Here is a 16177-nt window from a genome sequence, read left to right as displayed (position 1 = left end):
GTCGGTTGCTCAGGCGGGGATCCGCCCGTTGGGGCTGACCGCCGCCGGAACCTGGAGCGGGTCGGAGAGGGACTTCGCGGTCATGCTGGGGAACTGCCCGCCGTAGCCGGCGGTGTTGAGCGCGACCACCCGGTAGGCGTACGGGGTCGTCGTCGAGGAGGTCATGTCGACGAAGGTGCGGTCCTGGTGGATGTTCGGCTGGTCCAGCGGCGAGGCGATCGTCCCGACGTCGGTCCAGGTCGTGCCGTCCGTGGAGCGTTGGACGGTGAACGAGGTCTCGTTGATCGAGTTGTCCCGCCAGCGCAGCTGCACCCTGGCGTTGCCGCCCTGGCCGATCACCGAGGCGGTCAGCCCGTCGGCCTTGGCCGGGGGCAGGACCAGTGATTCGGGCCGCATCATGTCCATCTCCTCGTGGCTGAGGATGTGGCAGTGGATGACGTACTCCCAGCCGAAGTTGACCAGCTGGTTGGTGATCGGCGCGGTCCCGTTGCCCTGCGGGTCGACGTTGTTGAACATCGAGGTGTCGCCGGCCGGCATCGCCGGGTCCAACAGCCGCACCGAGTTGGGCACTTCGAAGGGCGTGGTGGGCACCACCGGGCGCAGCGCGACGATGGTGTCCTCCAGTGGGCTCATCCGCACGGTGTCCTTCCAGCCGAGTTCGTTGGCGTCCGGCCGCAGGATGATGTTGTCCCAGGTGACCCGGTTGAGCACTTGGACGTCGTAGAGGTGGAAGTGCATCGGGTGGGTGTCCACCCCGTTGTGGGTGAACCGCCAGATCTGGGTGCCGTCGGCGGTCGAGCCGATCGGGGTGACTTTCGCGTCCGCTCTCGGCAGCGCGGTGCCGTCGATCAGTTCGGTCTGCGGGTTGATGTACGGGTAGAGGGTGACGTTCTGGGCGCCCGGGGTGGGCGGTTGGGCCTCGACGCCGAGGGTGGCCTGCATCCGGCCGTAGGCGTCGAAGCTGGTGGCGTTCATCTCGTCGTGGATGGCCTTGGGTTGCAGCGTCAGGGTGCTCTTCGCGTTCGGCGCCTTGAGGGTGTTGAAGTTGAACGCCGTGGTGTCGTTGACCCGGACCAGTCCGTCGCAGGTCTTGACCGCGGTGTTGGCGGTGTTGCAGTTGCTGCCGGCCGCGAAGCCGGTGCCGTAGGCCGAGTTGTACGCGGCCTGTCCGACGATCACCGGGTTCTGGCCGGATTCGAAGACGCCGGAGCCGTCCGCGTGGTGGCGGAACGCGGCCTGGAGCTTCGACAGGTTGAACGCGGGGGCGGGGGTGATGTCGGCGACGGTCACCTGCATGACGGTGCGGGTGTTGGGGCCGTAGCCGGGCATGATCTTCGGCGCCCCGGCGGGGGCGAGGTCGGGGGCTCCGGTGTAGTAGTCGTAGGAGGCGATCCGGGCGGGGTAGGCGGCGGGCGCGTCGTTGTAGAGGATCAGCGTCTTGCCCGCGAACTTCGAGAAGTCGACCAGCACGTCGGCCCGTTCGGCGGGGGCGAGGGTCAGTGAGTGCTTGTCGACGTTGCCGACGTCGAAGCGGGTCGGGTCGGTGATCCAGGTGGTCGGCTGCTGTCCGTCGATGACGGCGGGGGCGGGCAGGAAGCCGCCCTCGTTGGCGATCTGGATCCAACTCGGCCCGGCGGCACCGTTGTTGGCGTCGACGGGGGTGGGCGCCACATTTGGATCGGTCTGCGCGGCCTTCAACTCATCGGGCTTCAGGGCGACTTCGGTGGTTCCGTCGCCCTGCTTCGGGTCGGCGGTGTACCACTGGAAGTTGAAGAACCGGTCGTTGGCGGCGTTGAGCATCTTCAGCCGGTAGGTCTTCGGCTGGACGGTGGTCTTCGGGTAGGCGACGCCGTTGACCAGGGGCGTGTCGTTGAACTGCTCCATGCCCATGGAGATGTTGGGGGTGCCGGGGATCTGCTCGGGCTCGCAGTAGGGAGCCGCCTGGTACTGCCAGGTCGTCGGGTCGTCGAGCTTGCAGTGCGGGTCGTGGTAGGGGTTGGGGATCGGCCCGTACGTGGTGTCGCCGGCCGGCGGCCAGAACCACGGCCCGTACATCCAGCGGCCGTAGGAGCTCATGCCGCTGGGGTCGCCGGGGTTCTGCGCCGGCATGTAGACGTGGTGGTACCAGAAGCTGCCCTTCCCGCCCCAGCGCTTGGCGTCCCAGGTCGGGTCCTGGCCGTAGGAGACCCGGTCGCCGCCCGCGTCCAGCTGGTCCTTGAGCTGGGCGTCGTCGGGGACGAAGGTGCGGTCCTGGACGAGCAGGGGCAGCGTCGACGCGGCGTCGGGAATGGTGCCGCTGCTGATCAGGGCCTTCTCGGTGTCGTCGGTGATGGTGTAGCCGGCGGCCTCGCCCGCGTACACGTTCAGCCGGGTGATGCCGTAGGAGTGGTCGTGGTAGAACATCAGCCGCGCGCTCTGCTGGTTCGAGTAGTAGAACGTCGAGCAGCCGTCGTCGGCGGCGGCGCACAGCGTCGCGCCGCTGGGGTCCACCATGTCGGGCACGTTCTGCACGCCGACGCCCTGCGGCCAGTCGGTGTGCTCGCCCGCGGGGGTGATCCACTGGTGCGGGGTGCCGTCGCTGATCCACGGGGTGATGCCGCCGTGCAGGTGCAGGGTGGCGCGGTTGTCGGTGTAGCAGCCCGGCTTGGCGTCGGTGCAGGCCGGGTTGCGGACCTCGTCGGTGACGGTGGAGCTGTTGCCGGGCGCGGGCATCGTCATCGGGCCCATGCCGGCGCCCATCCCGGTGCTGTCGACGGGCAGGAACAGGTCGCCGGCCGCGCCGGTGGGCAGCAGGTTGCGGAACACGATCCGCACCGGCCGGTCCTTGGTGGCGGCGATCAGCGGCCCCATCCACTGCGGTGCGGCGACGCCGGTGTACGGCAGTTGCTGCCGGGTGCCGTCCATCAGCTCGTTGTACAGCGGGACCTTGCGGCCGGGCACCGCGTCCGTGGAGAGCTGGACGTAGCCGCGCACCAGGGTGGGCGGCAGGTCGGAGGAGAACCGGGTGCGGTACTGCACCAGGCCGATGACGTACTGGTCGGCCTGCTTGCCGCTGGTGGTGACGGTCTCGGGCACCGCCTCGGGGATGAACTTCGCCGCCGGGTCGGTGCTCGGGTCCGCGAGCTGCTGGACGTCCGGGCAGCCGGCGCCGTTCGCGCCGGGGTTGCAGGTGGTCGGCAGCCGGTCCTGGAACTTCTTGATGCCGGGCGTCAGGTAGCCGGCGCCCGGGCTGGTGACGGTGACCGAACTGATCGCGCCCAGGTTGGTCACGGCGCTCGCCGCGGCCCCCGAACCGCCGTTGCCGGTGGGGTCGGTGACGGTGACGTCGGGTGTCGAGGCGTAGCCGGTGCCGGGCGTGTCGACGGTGAGCGCGAGCAGCTTCAGGCCGCTGGCGGCGGCCGCAGGCGTCGCGCCGGGGATCGGGTCGGCCAGCGTGCCGTTGCGGACGGTGACGCCGGGTGCGGCGGTGTAGCCGCTGCCGGGGTCGTCCACGGTCACCTTGGCGACGCCGCCGGACGGGGTGAGGTCGGCCGGGTCGACGTGGCCCTTGGCCACCGTGCCGTCCGGCCGGGCGGGCAGGTCGAAGTCGACGGTCGGCATGGTGTAGCCCGCGCCGCTGTCGGTGATGTTCACGGCCGCCACGCCGCCGGAGGCGGTGGCCGCGGCCCCGCTCCCGCCGCCGCCGGTGACGGCGACCGCGAAGCCGCCGTAGCCGCTGCCGCCCGCGCCGACCCGGTAGTCGACGACGCTGCGGGTCTGCTGGACGGCGGCGGTGGCGGTGGCCGCCGTGGTGCCGCCCTCGACGGTGACGGTGGTCGCGCCCTCGACGTAGCCGTGGCCGGGCGTGGTCACCTCGATGCTCGCGATGCCGCCGGTGCGCGGGTCCACGGTGGCGGTGGCCTCCGCGCCGCTGCCGCCGGCGGCCAGGGCGACCTGGGCGCCGAAGGAGTACGTCCGGTCCTGGACGGCGTAGCGCTCCCAGCCGGGTGCGCCGACGGTCACGGCGGCGTCCTTGACGGGGGCGACTCCGGTCGGCGGGCTGGTGCTGCTGTCCGCGCCGGCCGGGTACACCAGGGTGTCGGTCGGGTGCGCCACGCCGGTGTCGACGGGGACGCCCTCGCCGTAGAAGGCGATCAGGTCGCCGGCCTGGACGGGCGTGTCCGGCATGTCGTACGCGGTGACCTCGCCGCCGGGGGCCCCCGACGCGGGCACCGTGCGCGGTCCGCTGTCAGCGACCACCGTGTACTGGTCGGCAGTGCCGGTCGGGCGCAGCACGTAGCCGTGGAACAGGCCGCCCTCGGAGCTGCTGGGGCTGCCGCCGGGGTCGGTCTGGTTCCAGCTGCGGAAGCCCTTCAGGGTGCCGGTGGGCAGCGGAGTGCCGGCCAGAACCACGAACACCGGCCCGAGTTGGCCCTTGGGGGTCGCGTAGTCGGTGGCGTAGGCGCGGGCGGTCAGCGGGTTGCCGACCTGCGCGGTGGTGGCGCTGTTGGTGATCGAGACCTTGGCGCGGGACACCGTCAGCGGGCTGTTCGCCCAGTTCGGCCAGGGGCCGAAGTAGTGCGGGACCTTGGTCGCGTCGGTCGGTCCGGCCGGGGCGGCGGCCGCCGGTTGGGGCTGCGTCGGCGGCAGTCCGAGCAGGGCTGCCGCCACCACTGCCCAGACGCCGGCCATCGCGGTGAGGGCCCGCCGCGTGCGGCGCGGCGGCCTCGTTGTCTGGCGCGTGAACACGCCGTTTCTCCTCCCTGTCGGCACCCGGCCGCCGTCGCGCGGGTCCGTCCCTTCCGGCGCGGCGGACGACGGCGGGTGCCACGGGGGTGTGGACGGCCGTGCCGCCGGCCGGCCACGAGCTGCGGCGGATGCGGCCCCCAGTGTGCGGACGGCCCGCGGCCGGGCCGGAGAAGATGACAGTCTTGTCATGAGGACGTCATGACGGCACATCAGCTCCGCAGGCCGCACACAAAGTGCGATAATCGTCCGCAACTTGGGCGTGATCGGCGTCCGGAGGGCGGGAGGGGCAGCACCGAGCATGGCGCGACTGCTGGTCGTCGAGGACGAGATCCGGCTGCGGGCCTACCTGACCCGCACGCTGAGCGCGGACGGCCACCTCGTCCAGGGCGCGGGCTCCGGCCCGGAGGCCGTCCACCGCCTGCGCGAGGACCCGTACGACCTGGTCGTGCTCGACCTGATGCTGCCCGGCTTCGACGGCTTCGAGGTGATGCGCCAGACCTTCGAACTCCGCCCCGAGCAGCGGGTGCTGGTGCTGTCCGCCGTGGTGGACGTCGCCACCCGGGTGCGCTGCCTGCGGCTCGGCGCCGTGGACTTCCTCGGCAAGCCGTTCGCCACCGCCGAACTGGTCGAACGCGTCCGCTCCCGGCTGCGCACCGCCCCCGTCGGCGCGCCCCAGCGGTGGCTGCGCGTCGGGGACGTCGCACTCGACCTGGAACGGCAGGCGCTCGGCATCGACGGGCGGCAGATCCCGCTCTCCCACCGGGAGTTCATGCTGCTCGGCCACCTGATGCGGCAGGCCGGACAGGTGTGCAGCCGGCACGAATTGCTGGCCGGCGTCTGGGGCTGCAGCGACGACCTGGCCAGCAATGTGGTCGACGTGACGGTCCGTCGGATCCGCGGCAAGGCTCCGCGGCCGATCATCGAGACGGTGCGCAACGTCGGATACGCGTTCAGTGCCTGCTGACCGCGGCATACGCGAACGCGCGCTCTTCGTAGGCTGGGTGCTGCTCGTGGCGGGCACCCAGCTGGTGCTGTTCGTCGCGCCCCACCTGGAGACGGTGGCGTTCCACCTGGTGTGGATCAGCATGTCCATCGTCTACGGCTTCCAGGCCTGGTCGACCCGCCGGACGGCCGTGGTGCTCACCGCCGTCACCCTGGTCACCGGCGGCACCATGGCCGCGTACGCCGCGCACGGCCTGCTCGGCTGGGACGAACTCGCCGAAGTGCCGCTGATGGCCCTGGTGTTCCTCGCCATGGCCTGGCACGTGCGCCGCCGGGCCGCGGCCCTCGCCGAGGTCCGGGCCGCCGCCGAACGGGAGCGCCGCGCCCAGCAGGACAAGGAGCTGTTCGTCCGCACCTGCTCCCACGAGATGCGCACCCCGATCACCGTGGCCCGCTGCTACGCGGAGCTGGTGCAGGGCGAACTGCCCGCCGGGGCCGGGCGGGAGGACCTCGACGTGGTGCTCGACGAACTCGACCGGCTCGCCCGGCTGTCCGGCCGGCTGCTGGTCCTGGCGGACGCCTACCACCCCGCCGCGCCCGAACTCGGCCCGGTCGACCTCGACGTGCTGGTGCACCGCACCGTCCAGCGCTGGCGGCCCGCCACCGACCGCCGCTGGCACCTGGACGCGCCCGCCGTGCGCGTCGAGGGCGACGAGTCCCGACTGGAGGCCGCCCTCGACGCGCTGGTGGAGAACGCGGTCAAGTACACCGCCCCCGGCGACGCCATCACGCTGCGCTGCCGCACCGCCGGCCACGGCGCCGAACTCGACGTCGAGGACACCGGCGTCGGCTTCGCCCACTCCCCCGCCACCGGCCTGTCGGGCACCGGCCTGGGCCTGGCCATCGTCCGCGCCGTCCTCGACGCCCACGCCGGCGACCTCAGCATCTCCCCCGCCCCGCACGGGGGTTCGCTGCTCCGGATGCGCCTCCCGACGGCGCTCCCGCACTGAGACCGACGGATCAGTTCAGCGGGCGGCACAGCAGCGCGTCGGGCACGCCGCCGTGGTTCCACTTCCAGGTGTAGGCGACGCCCGCCAGGTACTCGTTGTCGGCGCACTGGCCCTTGTAGTAGCCGGGCGCCCAGTCGCTGGCGGTCGAGCCGCCGGTGGCGGGCCGGTTGTCGCCGCCGTCGAACCACACGTTGCGCCCGGTCAGCGGCAGCGCGGCGGCGGAGGGCGCGCACAGCAGCGCGGACATCGCGTTGCGGTTGACGCTGTAGCCGACGGCGAAGGCGTTGTCCGGGCACTGGAGCTTGTTGTAGCCGCTCGCCCAGTCGCCGTGGGTGACGTAGCGCTCGTCGGTGACGGTCGTCCAGGCGCCGGCGCCCTTGGCGGGCCGGCCGGCGTCGGTGCACAGGCCGCGGCTGTCGCTGCGGCCGAGGCCGGCCAGGCGCTGGGTGTCGGGGCAGTTGCCCTTGCGGTTGCCGGGTGACCAGTCGGGCCCGGCCGGCATGGTGGCGGAGGCGTTGGCGTCGTAGTGGTCGAGGTTGAGCATGTTCCAGCGCGGGCCGTCGGCGACCGGCCCGCTGCGGGCGGGGGCGTCGATCAGTTTGCTCCAGTCGGCGGCGCGCCAGTCGCCGGGGTCCATGACGCCGAGCCGGGCGCCGTCCGCCGTGTAGTTGACCATCGCCCAGTTGTCCTGCGGCGTGCCGGCGGAGTCGCTCCAGCCGACCAGCGGCCAGATCGCGAAGTCGGTGTCGTTGCGCACCAGGAGGTCGGTGAAGGTGTCGAACCAGGCGCGTTCGCGGGCGTCGACGGGGCCGCGGCCGGCGGCGCCGAACTCACTGATCCACACCGGTGCGGTGAAGTGCTGGCCGGTGCGGGTCACGAACAGCGCCTCGTCGTCGACCGCCTGGGCGAGCTGGTCGGGGGTGAGTTCCTCGTAGCGCGGGTCGTGGGTCTCGCCGGTGCCGGTGGCGCCGGTGTGCCGGGGGCCGGTGTAGCCGTAGAAGTGCGCGGAGTAGACGAGTTTGTCGGAGCGGATCAGGGTGTTGGACAGGGTGGCGACGGGGGTGAGCGTCGGACGCCAGTGCGGGGTCACGTCGGTGGGGATGCCCTGCCAGTTGATGCCTTCCATGACGATCAGCAGGTCGGGATCGGTCCGCAGGATCCGGTTGCCGGCGTCCTCCAGCGCCTGGTTGAGGTCGTGGTCGTCGCCCCAGCCCCAGTTGGCGTCGTTCCAGGTGTCGCGGCGGACCTCGTTGCGCAGGTCGGCGCCGACCACCCGCTTGTCGTCCCGGTACCGCTGGGCCAGGAACACCCAGTCGTCGATCCACTGCTGGGTGGACTGTCCGCTGTTCCAGCGTTCGTTGCCGTCCAGGCCGCAGCAGAACCGGTAGCTGGTGGTGTGGTTGTTGAGGATCACCGCGAAGCCGTCCGCGGTCAGGGCCGCGACCACGGCGTCCATCACCTGCAACGGCGTCTTGCCCCTGAGCTGCGGGTTGGCGGCGACGGCGGAGTCCGGGACGGCGGCGGTGTCGTGGACGAGCGCGTTGGCGAACGGCAGCCGGATACTGTTCAGGCCCATGGTGTGGAAGTCGGCCAGGATCCGGGCGATCGGCGTCCGGTCCAGGCCCAGCGGGATGTTGTTCGACAGCTGCCGGGCCTGGTGGTTCGCCGGGTCGCGGACGTCGCCGCTGCCCTGCCAAGTACCCTGCGCACCGGCCCAGTTGCCGGACTTGAGCTTGAACCGCTCGCCGTTCGCGTCGACGACGTACCGGCCCCGGGTGGACAGCGGGCCGGTCCAGGAGGCGGCGAGCTGCGGGCCGGTGAGGACGGGCGCCGCGGTCGGGCCGGCCGCAGGGGGGACGGTCGCGGCGGACGCGACGGGGGCGAGGGCGCCGAGCAGGAGGGCGGACGCCGCGACGAGTGCGGCGGACGCGCGCCCGAGCGCGGTGGTGCGAGGTTTCACGGAACGCTCCTGACGAGGGGGGAGAGGTGCGTCGGACCTTGCCGTGGTGCGGTGGTGACGCCGGGTCGGCCGTCGCGGCCGCCGGAGGCGGCGTCCCCGACGGTGTACCGCCGGGCGGGCAGGAACATGCCGACCGGCGGCGTGACGGTCACCACGGCGCCGGCGAACTCGCGGCCGCGCGGCCGGGACCGGCGCCGCGCGCCGGACTCCGCCGCCGGGTCCGCCCGGCAGCGGTGCGATCGGGCCCGCGAGCGGGCCGGCCCGCGGTCGGCTTCGGCCGCGCAGCGGTGTGGCGCGCCCCCACCGGCCCCTCCGGCGCGGGAGGATGCGGGCGGTCGTGCACGCAGCGGTGCACGGGCGGGCGGGAGGAGCACGGGGTGCGGAGCGACCGCGAGGCGGACGGCGCGGGGTACGGGGTCGGCCGGGTGGGGCGGGCGGTGTCGCTGGGGACGGCCGCCCTGATGTACTGCGTGATGGTGGGCCTGCAGTTCGCGCCCGCCGGCTGGCAGACCCCGTCGGTGGTGGTCGCGGTGCCCGCCCTGGTCTCGATGGCCTTCCCGCCGGCGATGATCGTGGCGTCGGCGGTGCTGGCGATCGGCACCCGCTGGGCCTTCGTGCCGGACGAACCCGGCCGGGTCGGCGCCGCGATCGGCACCACCGGGGTGATCGCCATCATCGCCGCGCTGGGCATCTACCTGGTGCACCGCCGCGAGCAGGCGGCCGCGCACCTGGTGGAGATCAGCTCGGTCGCCGAGGCCGCCCAGCGCGCGATCCTGCGCCCGCCCCCGCCCGTCGTCGGGCCGTTCCGCACCGCCGCGGCCTACCGCGCCGCCGCCCAGTACGCCCGCGTCGGCGGCGACCTGTACGCGGTGGCCGACACCGCCTACGGCGTCCGCGCCCTGATCGGCGACGTCCGCGGCAAGGGCCTGGACGCCGTCGCCACGGCCGCCGTCATCCTCGGCTCGTTCCACGAGGCCGCCCAGGACCACGCCCGGCTGGCCGACCTCGCCGACCGGATGGACACCAGCCTGCGCCGCCACCTGAACGACTCCGAGGCGTTCGGCACCGCCTTCCTGGTCGAGATCGCCGCCGACGGAACGGCCCACGGACTGTCCTGCGGGCACCCGCCGCCGCTGGTCCTGCGCGGCACGACGGTCACCGAACTCCCGGTCTCCCCGCGGCCGCCGCTCGGCCTGAGCAGTCTGCTCCCGCTCCCCGCCGACGACCCCGCGCCCGCCGTCCGGCTGTGCCCCGGGGACACCCTGCTGCTGTACACCGACGGCCTCACCGAGGCCCGCGCCGCCGACGGTTCCTTCTATCCGCTGCTCCCCCGGCTGACCGCCCACCTGGCGGCGCACCCCGACGGCCCCGACCCCGCGCCCCTGCTGGCGTGGCTGCACCGGGACGCCCGGGCCTTCGCCACCGGCGGCGCCGACGACGACGCCGCCCTGCTCGCGCTGGCCTGGCCACCCGACCCGGCGCATCCCAGAAAGCTGGGATATCCCGGGCCCGCACCCCTCTGACAGGCTGATCTGTCATGGACGCACGCAGCAACGGTGCACCGTGCGCACGAGGAGGTTTCGTGGTCGCCGCCCTGAATGGCCGCTCCGTCACCGCCCCCACCACCGCGGTCGCCGCCCGCCCGGCGCTGCGGTTCCGCCTGCTGGGGCAACTCGCCGCCGAGACCGACCGCGGCCCGCTCCACCTCGGCTCGTTCAAGCAGCGGGCCGTGCTGGCCGCCCTGCTCGGCCACCCCAACACCCTGCTCTCCACCGACCTGCTGACGGAGGCGGTCTGGGAGGACGAGCCGCCCCGCTCCGCCCGCAAGAACCTCCAGGTATACGTCTCCGGCCTGCGCGGGACACTCGGCGCGGACCGCCTGGTGCACCGCCCCGGCGGCTACGAACTCCAGGTCACGGACGAGGAGTTGGATGCCCAGCAGTTCGACGCCCTGGTGCGGGCCGGCCGGGAGGCGGCGGCCCGGCAGGCGGACGAGCAGGCCGCCGGGCTGCTCGGCGAGGCGCTGCGGCTCTGGGACGGCCCGCCGCTGCCCGGCTTACGCCACTCCTCCGTCCTGCGGGCCGTCGCCGAACGGCTGACGTCCCGTTACCTGGGCGCGGTCGAGGACTGGGCGGAAGTGGAACTGCGACTCGGCCACGCCGCACCCGTCGCCCACACGCTCGCCGACCTGGCGGACCGTCACCCGCTGCGCGAACGCCTGCAGGCCGTCCACCTGCTGGCCCTGCACCGGGCCGGGCGGCGCGCCGAGGCCCTGGCCGCGTTCGCCCAGCTCCGCCAGCAGCTCTCCCGCGAACTGGGCCTGTCACCGGGCCCCGAGCTGGAGGCCTGTCACCGCGAACTGCTCGCCGACCGCCCCGCGCCACGACCCGCCCGCCGCACCGGGCGGACCGTACTGCCGCCGGACACCACCGCGTTCACCGGCCGCGAGGCCGAGACGGCCGAACTGGTCCACGCGGTGCGCCGCGCCGAACGGCCCGTGGTGCTGACCGGACCGGTCGGCGTCGGAAAGACCGCCCTGGCGATCCGCGCCGCCCACGCGCTGCGCGAGGACTTTCCCGACGGCCGCCTCCTGGTCCGCCTGGGCGACGCCTCCGGCCACCCCCGCGAGCCGCACTCCGTCGCCGCCGACCTGGCCCGCCTGCTGACCCCCGACGACCGGCCGCAGCCGGCCGACCCCGCCGACCCGGCCCGGACGCACGCCCGCTGGCGCGAGTGGCTGGCCGAACACCGGGCGCTGGTCGTCCTCGACGGCGTCGCCGACGAACGCACCGCCCGCGCCCTGCTCCCGCCCGACGGCCCCGCCACCGCCCTGGTCACCGGCCGCACCGCGCTCCCCGGCCTCGGCGCCGCCCACCGCATCGACCTCGCTCCGTTCACCGCCCCCGAGGCCCTCGCCCTGCTGTCGCTCCTGGTCGGCGCCCACCGGGTGCACGCCGCCCCCGCCGCCGCCGAACGCCTCGTCACCGCCTGCGGGTTGCTCCCCGCCGCGGTCCGCCTGGCCGGCTACAAACTCGCCGCCCTGCGCCACCTGCCGCTCGCCGAGTTCGCCGACCGCCTCGCCGACCCGCACCGCGCCCTCGACGAACTCGCCGTCGGCGAGACCCGCCTCCGCGACCGCCTCGACACCCAGTGGCACACCCTCGCCCCCGAGCAGCGCCACACCCTCACCCGCCTCTCCCACCACCCCTGGACCCCCACCTTCGACCTCGCCCACGCCCGCCGGGCCCTGACCCTGCCCTCCGCCCCCGCCCTCGCCGCTCTCGAACGCCTCATCCTGGCCGGCGTCCTGCTCTGCCCCACCGAAGAGGTCTCCGCCCACACCGCCCACTACGCCCTCCCCCGTCTCACCCACCTGCACGCCCACCTGCAGGCCTGACGCCCCGTCAACACCGTGACCGCACCGGCCGGGTGGAGAACGGCGCGGGTCGAAGCGGACGCGGCGCCGGGACTGCCGGGCAGCGGCTGTTCGGGTCCTGCCGATTCCTGCTCGGTGGTCATCGGTCTTCGATAGTGTGCAGAAATGCTTTCTGGTGATGCGTTACGGGCCGGTTGGGTCTACGAACGGGCAGTCGACGGTTTTGGGACGGTCCGTCTGCGTCCGGTGGATCCCGTGGAGGACGTGGGCCTGATCCACGCGTGGGTCACGGAGCCCCGGGCGAGCTTCTGGGGCATGGGCGAACTGAGCCACACTCAAGTCCTGGGCATCTACCGCCACTTGGACGCCCTGCCCACCCATCAGGCGCACCTGGCCTACCGTGACGACACCCCGGTGGCGCTGTTCCACACCTACGAGCCGGCCGACGACCGCATCAGCGCGTGCTACCCCGTCGAACCCGGGGACGTCGGCATCCACCTGCTCCTCGGCCCCACCCCCGGCGCCGCGGAAGCGGGCTTCACCAGCGTGCTGTTCCCCGAACTCCTCGGACACGCGCTCACGGGCCACAGCCGCATCGTGGGTGAACCGGACGCCCGCAACGCCAAGGTCCTCGCCCGCCTGGAACGGACGGGCTTCACCCTCCACCACGAGATCCTGCTGCCCGCGACCACCGATCCCGAGTTCACCCAGGCCGAGAAGCTGGCCCGGCTGGTCTTCTTCACCCCCGACAAACTGCCCGCCCGCTCCTGACGTCGCGCCCCGGAGCCCGGACGGGCGGGACCGGCGCCAAGGCGTTCACCGGGCGTAGTCGACCTCGGGGAAGTCGGGGGAGGGACCGTCGAGCAGCCGCCCCCGGTCGCGGAGGTGGAGGTCGAAGAAGGCTCGCGGGTAGGCGCGTTGGAACGCCTGTGCCCGGTGCCCGGGAATCGTCCCGACGTCCTCCTCCAGATCGGCCGGTGACCTGCCCAGGAGCGGGGCGAGCAGCGGCAGGATCAGCACGTCGTCGCCGAACGACTGGTGCGCGGCTCCCCGTACGGTCAGGTGCAGGCGCCAGCCGCGCAGGTGCGACCAGAACGCGCGCAGGGCGGGGTTGTTCTCCATGCCGCCCTTGCCCGGGGTGTCCACGACCAGGAACGGACGGTCGAGCCCGGCGTCCACCACCGGGCCCGCCGCGCCCCCGTCCAGGCTCGCCCCCGCCGTGATCCGCGCGTCGACGAGCATCGTCGCGGCGGTGGTGGCGCCGCCCAGGGAGTGGCCGAGCATCCCGACGCGCCGCAGGTCGAGCGCCCCGCGCAGGCCGGTGGGCAGCGGGGTGCGGCCGACGCCGGGCCGGCCGCCCGAGCGGAGGACGGCGAGCCGGTCCAGGACGAAGCGGATGTCGGCGGTACGGACCTCGAGGGCCTTGGCGTAGTCGCTGACCCCGCCCAGCGGATTCGTCTCGACGCGTCCACCGGAAAAGCCGACCACCGCCGCGTCGTAGGTGTGGTCGACGGTGACCACCAGGAAGCCGTGACTGGCGAGGTCCTCCACGACGCCGGTGCCGAACGACCGCGACGCGTCGGCGCCGGGAGAGTAGAGCACGACGGGCAGGGGGCCCGGTGGGCCGCCGACGGGAGCGCCCTCGTGGCCGTGGGTGCCGCCCAGTCGCACCCGGCCGGGAGGCAGGCCGAGGAGGCTCAAGTACCGGTCGGCCGCCGCCGGAGGCAGCCAGGGAGCGGTGGGGCGGGCCGCGCAGTCGCGGGCGGGGTACCAGATGCTGATCATCAGCTCACGGCAGGGGCGGGAGGGCACCCAGGGGTCCGGCCGCGCGGTGTCGACCAGGTGCAGCGCGATCGTTCCCAGCGGGTACGGTCCGTTCGGGGCGGGCAGTCGGAACCGCACGGGTTCCTCCTGCCCCGGTCGCGCGACGGCCACCGGCGCGAGCGGACCCGGGATCATGGCGGCGGCCAGTGCCGCGCCCGAGGACAGCAGTGTTCTCCGATTCATGCGCTCCACTGTTCCGTCCGACGAGCCCGGCGGCTTCGCCCCCGGGGACGAACCCGGTGTCAGCCCAGGAGGGTACGACGGGCATCGGCCGCGCGGATGACTCGGCCCGCGGGATGACGTCCTCCGGGCTGACGGGCCGCGGGCCCCCGCGTGGATAGCGTGGCCGGCATGGGCGACGGGGAGTCACGGCCGCTGGTGGCCGGACGTCTGCGGGACGGACAGTGGCACGGCGTGGACACGGTCGCGGCCGTGCTCCTCGCCCTGGCGTTCGGCGCGAGCGGGACGCGGAGCGGTGGCTGGGGCGCGGGAGCCGTGGCGGCGGTGGTCTGGCTGCCGGTCGCGGTACGGCGCTGCCGGCCCGTCGGGGTTCTGTACACGGTCCTGGCCGGAGCGGTCCTCGCCCTGGCGTTCACCGGCTGGGAGGAGTCCTGGATCCCCGTCGGGGTCGCCCTGTACACGGTGGCGGCTCGGGAACCGCGGCGCCGGTCCGCGACGGCGCTCGGCTGCTCGCTGGGCGCCGTCGCGGCGGCGATGGCCCTCGTACCGCGACCGGTCCCGGCCTCCGGGGTCGCGGGGGACGTCGTCTTCGCGTCCGTGATGATGACCCTGCCCTGGCTGGTGGGCACCGCGCTGAGGGAGCAGCGGTCGTACGCGGAACTCGCCGCCCGGCAGGCCCTGACGGACGAGCGCCTGCGGATCGCCCGCGAGCTCCACGACGTGGTGGCCCATCATCTGACGGTCATCGCGGTACGGGCCGAGGTGGCCCGTGCGGTGGCCGCCGCCGACCCGCAGGAGGCCGAGCGGACCCTCGCCCTGGTCGGGACGGCGGGCCGGACGGCGCTCACCGAGATGCGCCGCATGCTCGGCGTGCTGCGATCACCCGGCGACGGGGCCGAGTTGGGGTCCGCCCCCGGGCTGGCGGACCTGCCCGCGCTCGCGAACGGCGCGGGCCCGCGCGTGGAGCTGTCCGTCGACCCGGACCCGCCGCTCCCCCCGGGTGTGGAACTGGCGGTCTACCGGATCGTTCAGGAAGCCCTCACCAATGTCGTCAGGCACGCGGGATCGGCGGACTGCCGGGTGAACCTGTCCCGGACGGATCCCGGGGCGGTCGAGATCGAGGTCGTCAACGACGCGCCGGCCCGGCCCCCGTCCCGGACCCCGTCCCGGCGGCCCGGCGGCGGGCACGGACTCGTCGGGATGCGGGAGCGGGCGGCCATGTGCGGCGGGACCCTCTCCGCCGGCCCCCTGGCGACGGGCGGGTTCCGGGTGCATGCGCGGCTGCCCTGCGGATCGGAGGCAGCACGGTGAACCGGTCGGTCCGGATTCTCGTCGCCGACGACCAGGCGCTGTTGCGGGCGGGCTTCCGCCTGCTCATCGACAGCGTGCCGGACCTCACCGTCGTGGGCGAGGCCGTCAGCGGCGAGCAGGCCGTCGAACTCGCCCTGCGGCTGCGGCCCGACATCGTGCTGATGGACATCCGGATGCCGGGCACGGACGGTCTGGAGGCCACCCGGCGCATCTGCGCGGACCCGGCCGCCGCCGGTACCCGGGTGCTGGTCCTCACCACGTTCGACCTGGACGAGTACGTGTACGCGGCACTTCGCGGCGGGGCCAGCGGATTCCTCCTGAAGGACATCCTCCCCGCCGACCTGCTGACCGCCCTGCGGGTGGTCGCCGCCGGCGACGCCCTGCTCGCGCCCGCGGTCACCCGCCGTCTGATCGGCGAGTTCGCCGGACGCCACGAGCCGCGCCCGCACCTCGCCCTGGACCTGGCGGGCGTGACCCCGCGGGAGCGGGAGGTCCTCCGCCTGGTGGCCCGGGGACTTCCCAACCCCGCGATCGCCGAGCAGCTGGGGCTGAGCATCGCGACCGTCAAGACGCATGTCCGGCGGCTGCTGGCCAAGCTCCACGCCCACGACCGGGCCCAGCTGGTCGTCATCGCCTACGAGACGGGCCTGGTCACCGTGGGTGGGAACCGCCCGCCCACCGGCTGACGCCCCACCGGCCGGGGCGGTGGACCTGAACGGGACTCCCCCGGCGGTGCGGACCGTGATCCACCACCCGGGACCAGCCCGGCGCCCGCCCGCTGTACCGCGACTTAGGCGTTCCTGTACCGGCCCGCAACCACCGCCCCCCACAGTCCAGTTGACACTC

The 16177-nt window shown here is 73.9% G+C and carries 10 protein-coding genes; 7 read left to right on the top strand and 3 right to left on the bottom strand.

The features are described 5' to 3' along the window. Positions 1-9: 9 nt before the first annotated feature. A complete protein-coding gene (locus tag ACI1MP_RS31560; protein ID WP_404870090.1) occupies positions 10-4728 on the bottom strand; it encodes a multicopper oxidase domain-containing protein in 4719 nt (1572 codons plus the stop codon). Between the two features lie 298 nt (positions 4729-5026). On the opposite strand from ACI1MP_RS31560, the gene ACI1MP_RS31555 reads away from it, so the two are divergent. Both ACI1MP_RS31555 and ACI1MP_RS31550 read left to right on the top strand, forming a co-directional pair. Beyond that, positions 5027-5692, top strand: coding sequence for a response regulator transcription factor (locus ACI1MP_RS31555; protein ID WP_404870089.1), 666 nt, complete (start codon positions 5027-5029; stop codon positions 5690-5692). Continuing rightward, a complete protein-coding gene (locus ACI1MP_RS31550; protein ID WP_404870088.1) occupies positions 5682-6680 on the top strand; it encodes a sensor histidine kinase in 999 nt (332 codons plus the stop codon). The genes ACI1MP_RS31555 and ACI1MP_RS31550 overlap by 11 nt, the downstream gene beginning before the upstream one ends. 10 nt (positions 6681-6690) lie before the next feature. On the opposite strand, the gene ACI1MP_RS31545 is transcribed toward ACI1MP_RS31550, so the two are convergent. Beyond that, positions 6691-8640: a glycoside hydrolase family 5 protein gene (locus ACI1MP_RS31545; RefSeq protein WP_380333635.1), complete on the bottom strand. Its 1950-nt coding sequence runs from the start codon at positions 8638-8640 to the stop codon at positions 6691-6693. 377 nt (positions 8641-9017) lie between these two features. Here ACI1MP_RS31545 and ACI1MP_RS31540 point away from each other — a divergent pair, with 377 nt between their 5' ends. The 3 genes from ACI1MP_RS31540 (at position 9018) to ACI1MP_RS31530 (ending at position 12787) form a co-directional block, all read left to right on the top strand. Next, positions 9018-10163 (top strand): PP2C family protein-serine/threonine phosphatase, encoded by a 1146-nt coding sequence (locus ACI1MP_RS31540; protein WP_380333636.1) that lies wholly within the window; start codon positions 9018-9020, stop codon positions 10161-10163. A 59-nt stretch (positions 10164-10222) separates the two neighbouring features. After that, on the top strand, positions 10223-12037 hold the full coding sequence (locus tag ACI1MP_RS31535) for a BTAD domain-containing putative transcriptional regulator (protein WP_404870087.1): 1815 nt from the start codon (positions 10223-10225) through the stop codon (positions 12035-12037). Between the two features lie 234 nt (positions 12038-12271). Further along, positions 12272-12787 (top strand): GNAT family N-acetyltransferase, encoded by a 516-nt coding sequence (locus ACI1MP_RS31530; protein ID WP_404870086.1) that lies wholly within the window; start codon positions 12272-12274, stop codon positions 12785-12787. Between the two features lie 45 nt (positions 12788-12832). Here the strand turns inward: ACI1MP_RS31530 and ACI1MP_RS31525 are convergent, their stop codons facing one another. Continuing rightward, entirely contained in the window at positions 12833-14023 is a 1191-nt protein-coding gene (locus tag ACI1MP_RS31525) for an alpha/beta hydrolase family protein (RefSeq protein ID WP_404870085.1), read from the bottom strand. A 168-nt stretch (positions 14024-14191) separates the two neighbouring features. Here ACI1MP_RS31525 and ACI1MP_RS31520 point away from each other — a divergent pair, with 168 nt between their 5' ends. After that, a complete protein-coding gene (locus ACI1MP_RS31520) occupies positions 14192-15331 on the top strand; it encodes a sensor histidine kinase (protein WP_404870084.1) in 1140 nt (379 codons plus the stop codon). Continuing rightward, on the top strand, positions 15328-16017 hold the full coding sequence (locus ACI1MP_RS31515) for a response regulator (RefSeq protein ID WP_404870083.1): 690 nt from the start codon (positions 15328-15330) through the stop codon (positions 16015-16017). The genes ACI1MP_RS31520 and ACI1MP_RS31515 overlap by 4 nt, the downstream gene beginning before the upstream one ends. The last annotated feature ends 160 nt before the right edge of the window (positions 16018-16177 follow it).

The organism is Kitasatospora griseola, assembly GCF_044999035.1.
In the GTDB taxonomy this organism is placed as follows: domain Bacteria; phylum Actinomycetota; class Actinomycetes; order Streptomycetales; family Streptomycetaceae; genus Kitasatospora; species Kitasatospora griseola.
The sequence above is the reverse complement of the archived record's forward strand: the minus strand, read 5'-3'. Positions and strand labels throughout refer to the sequence as shown.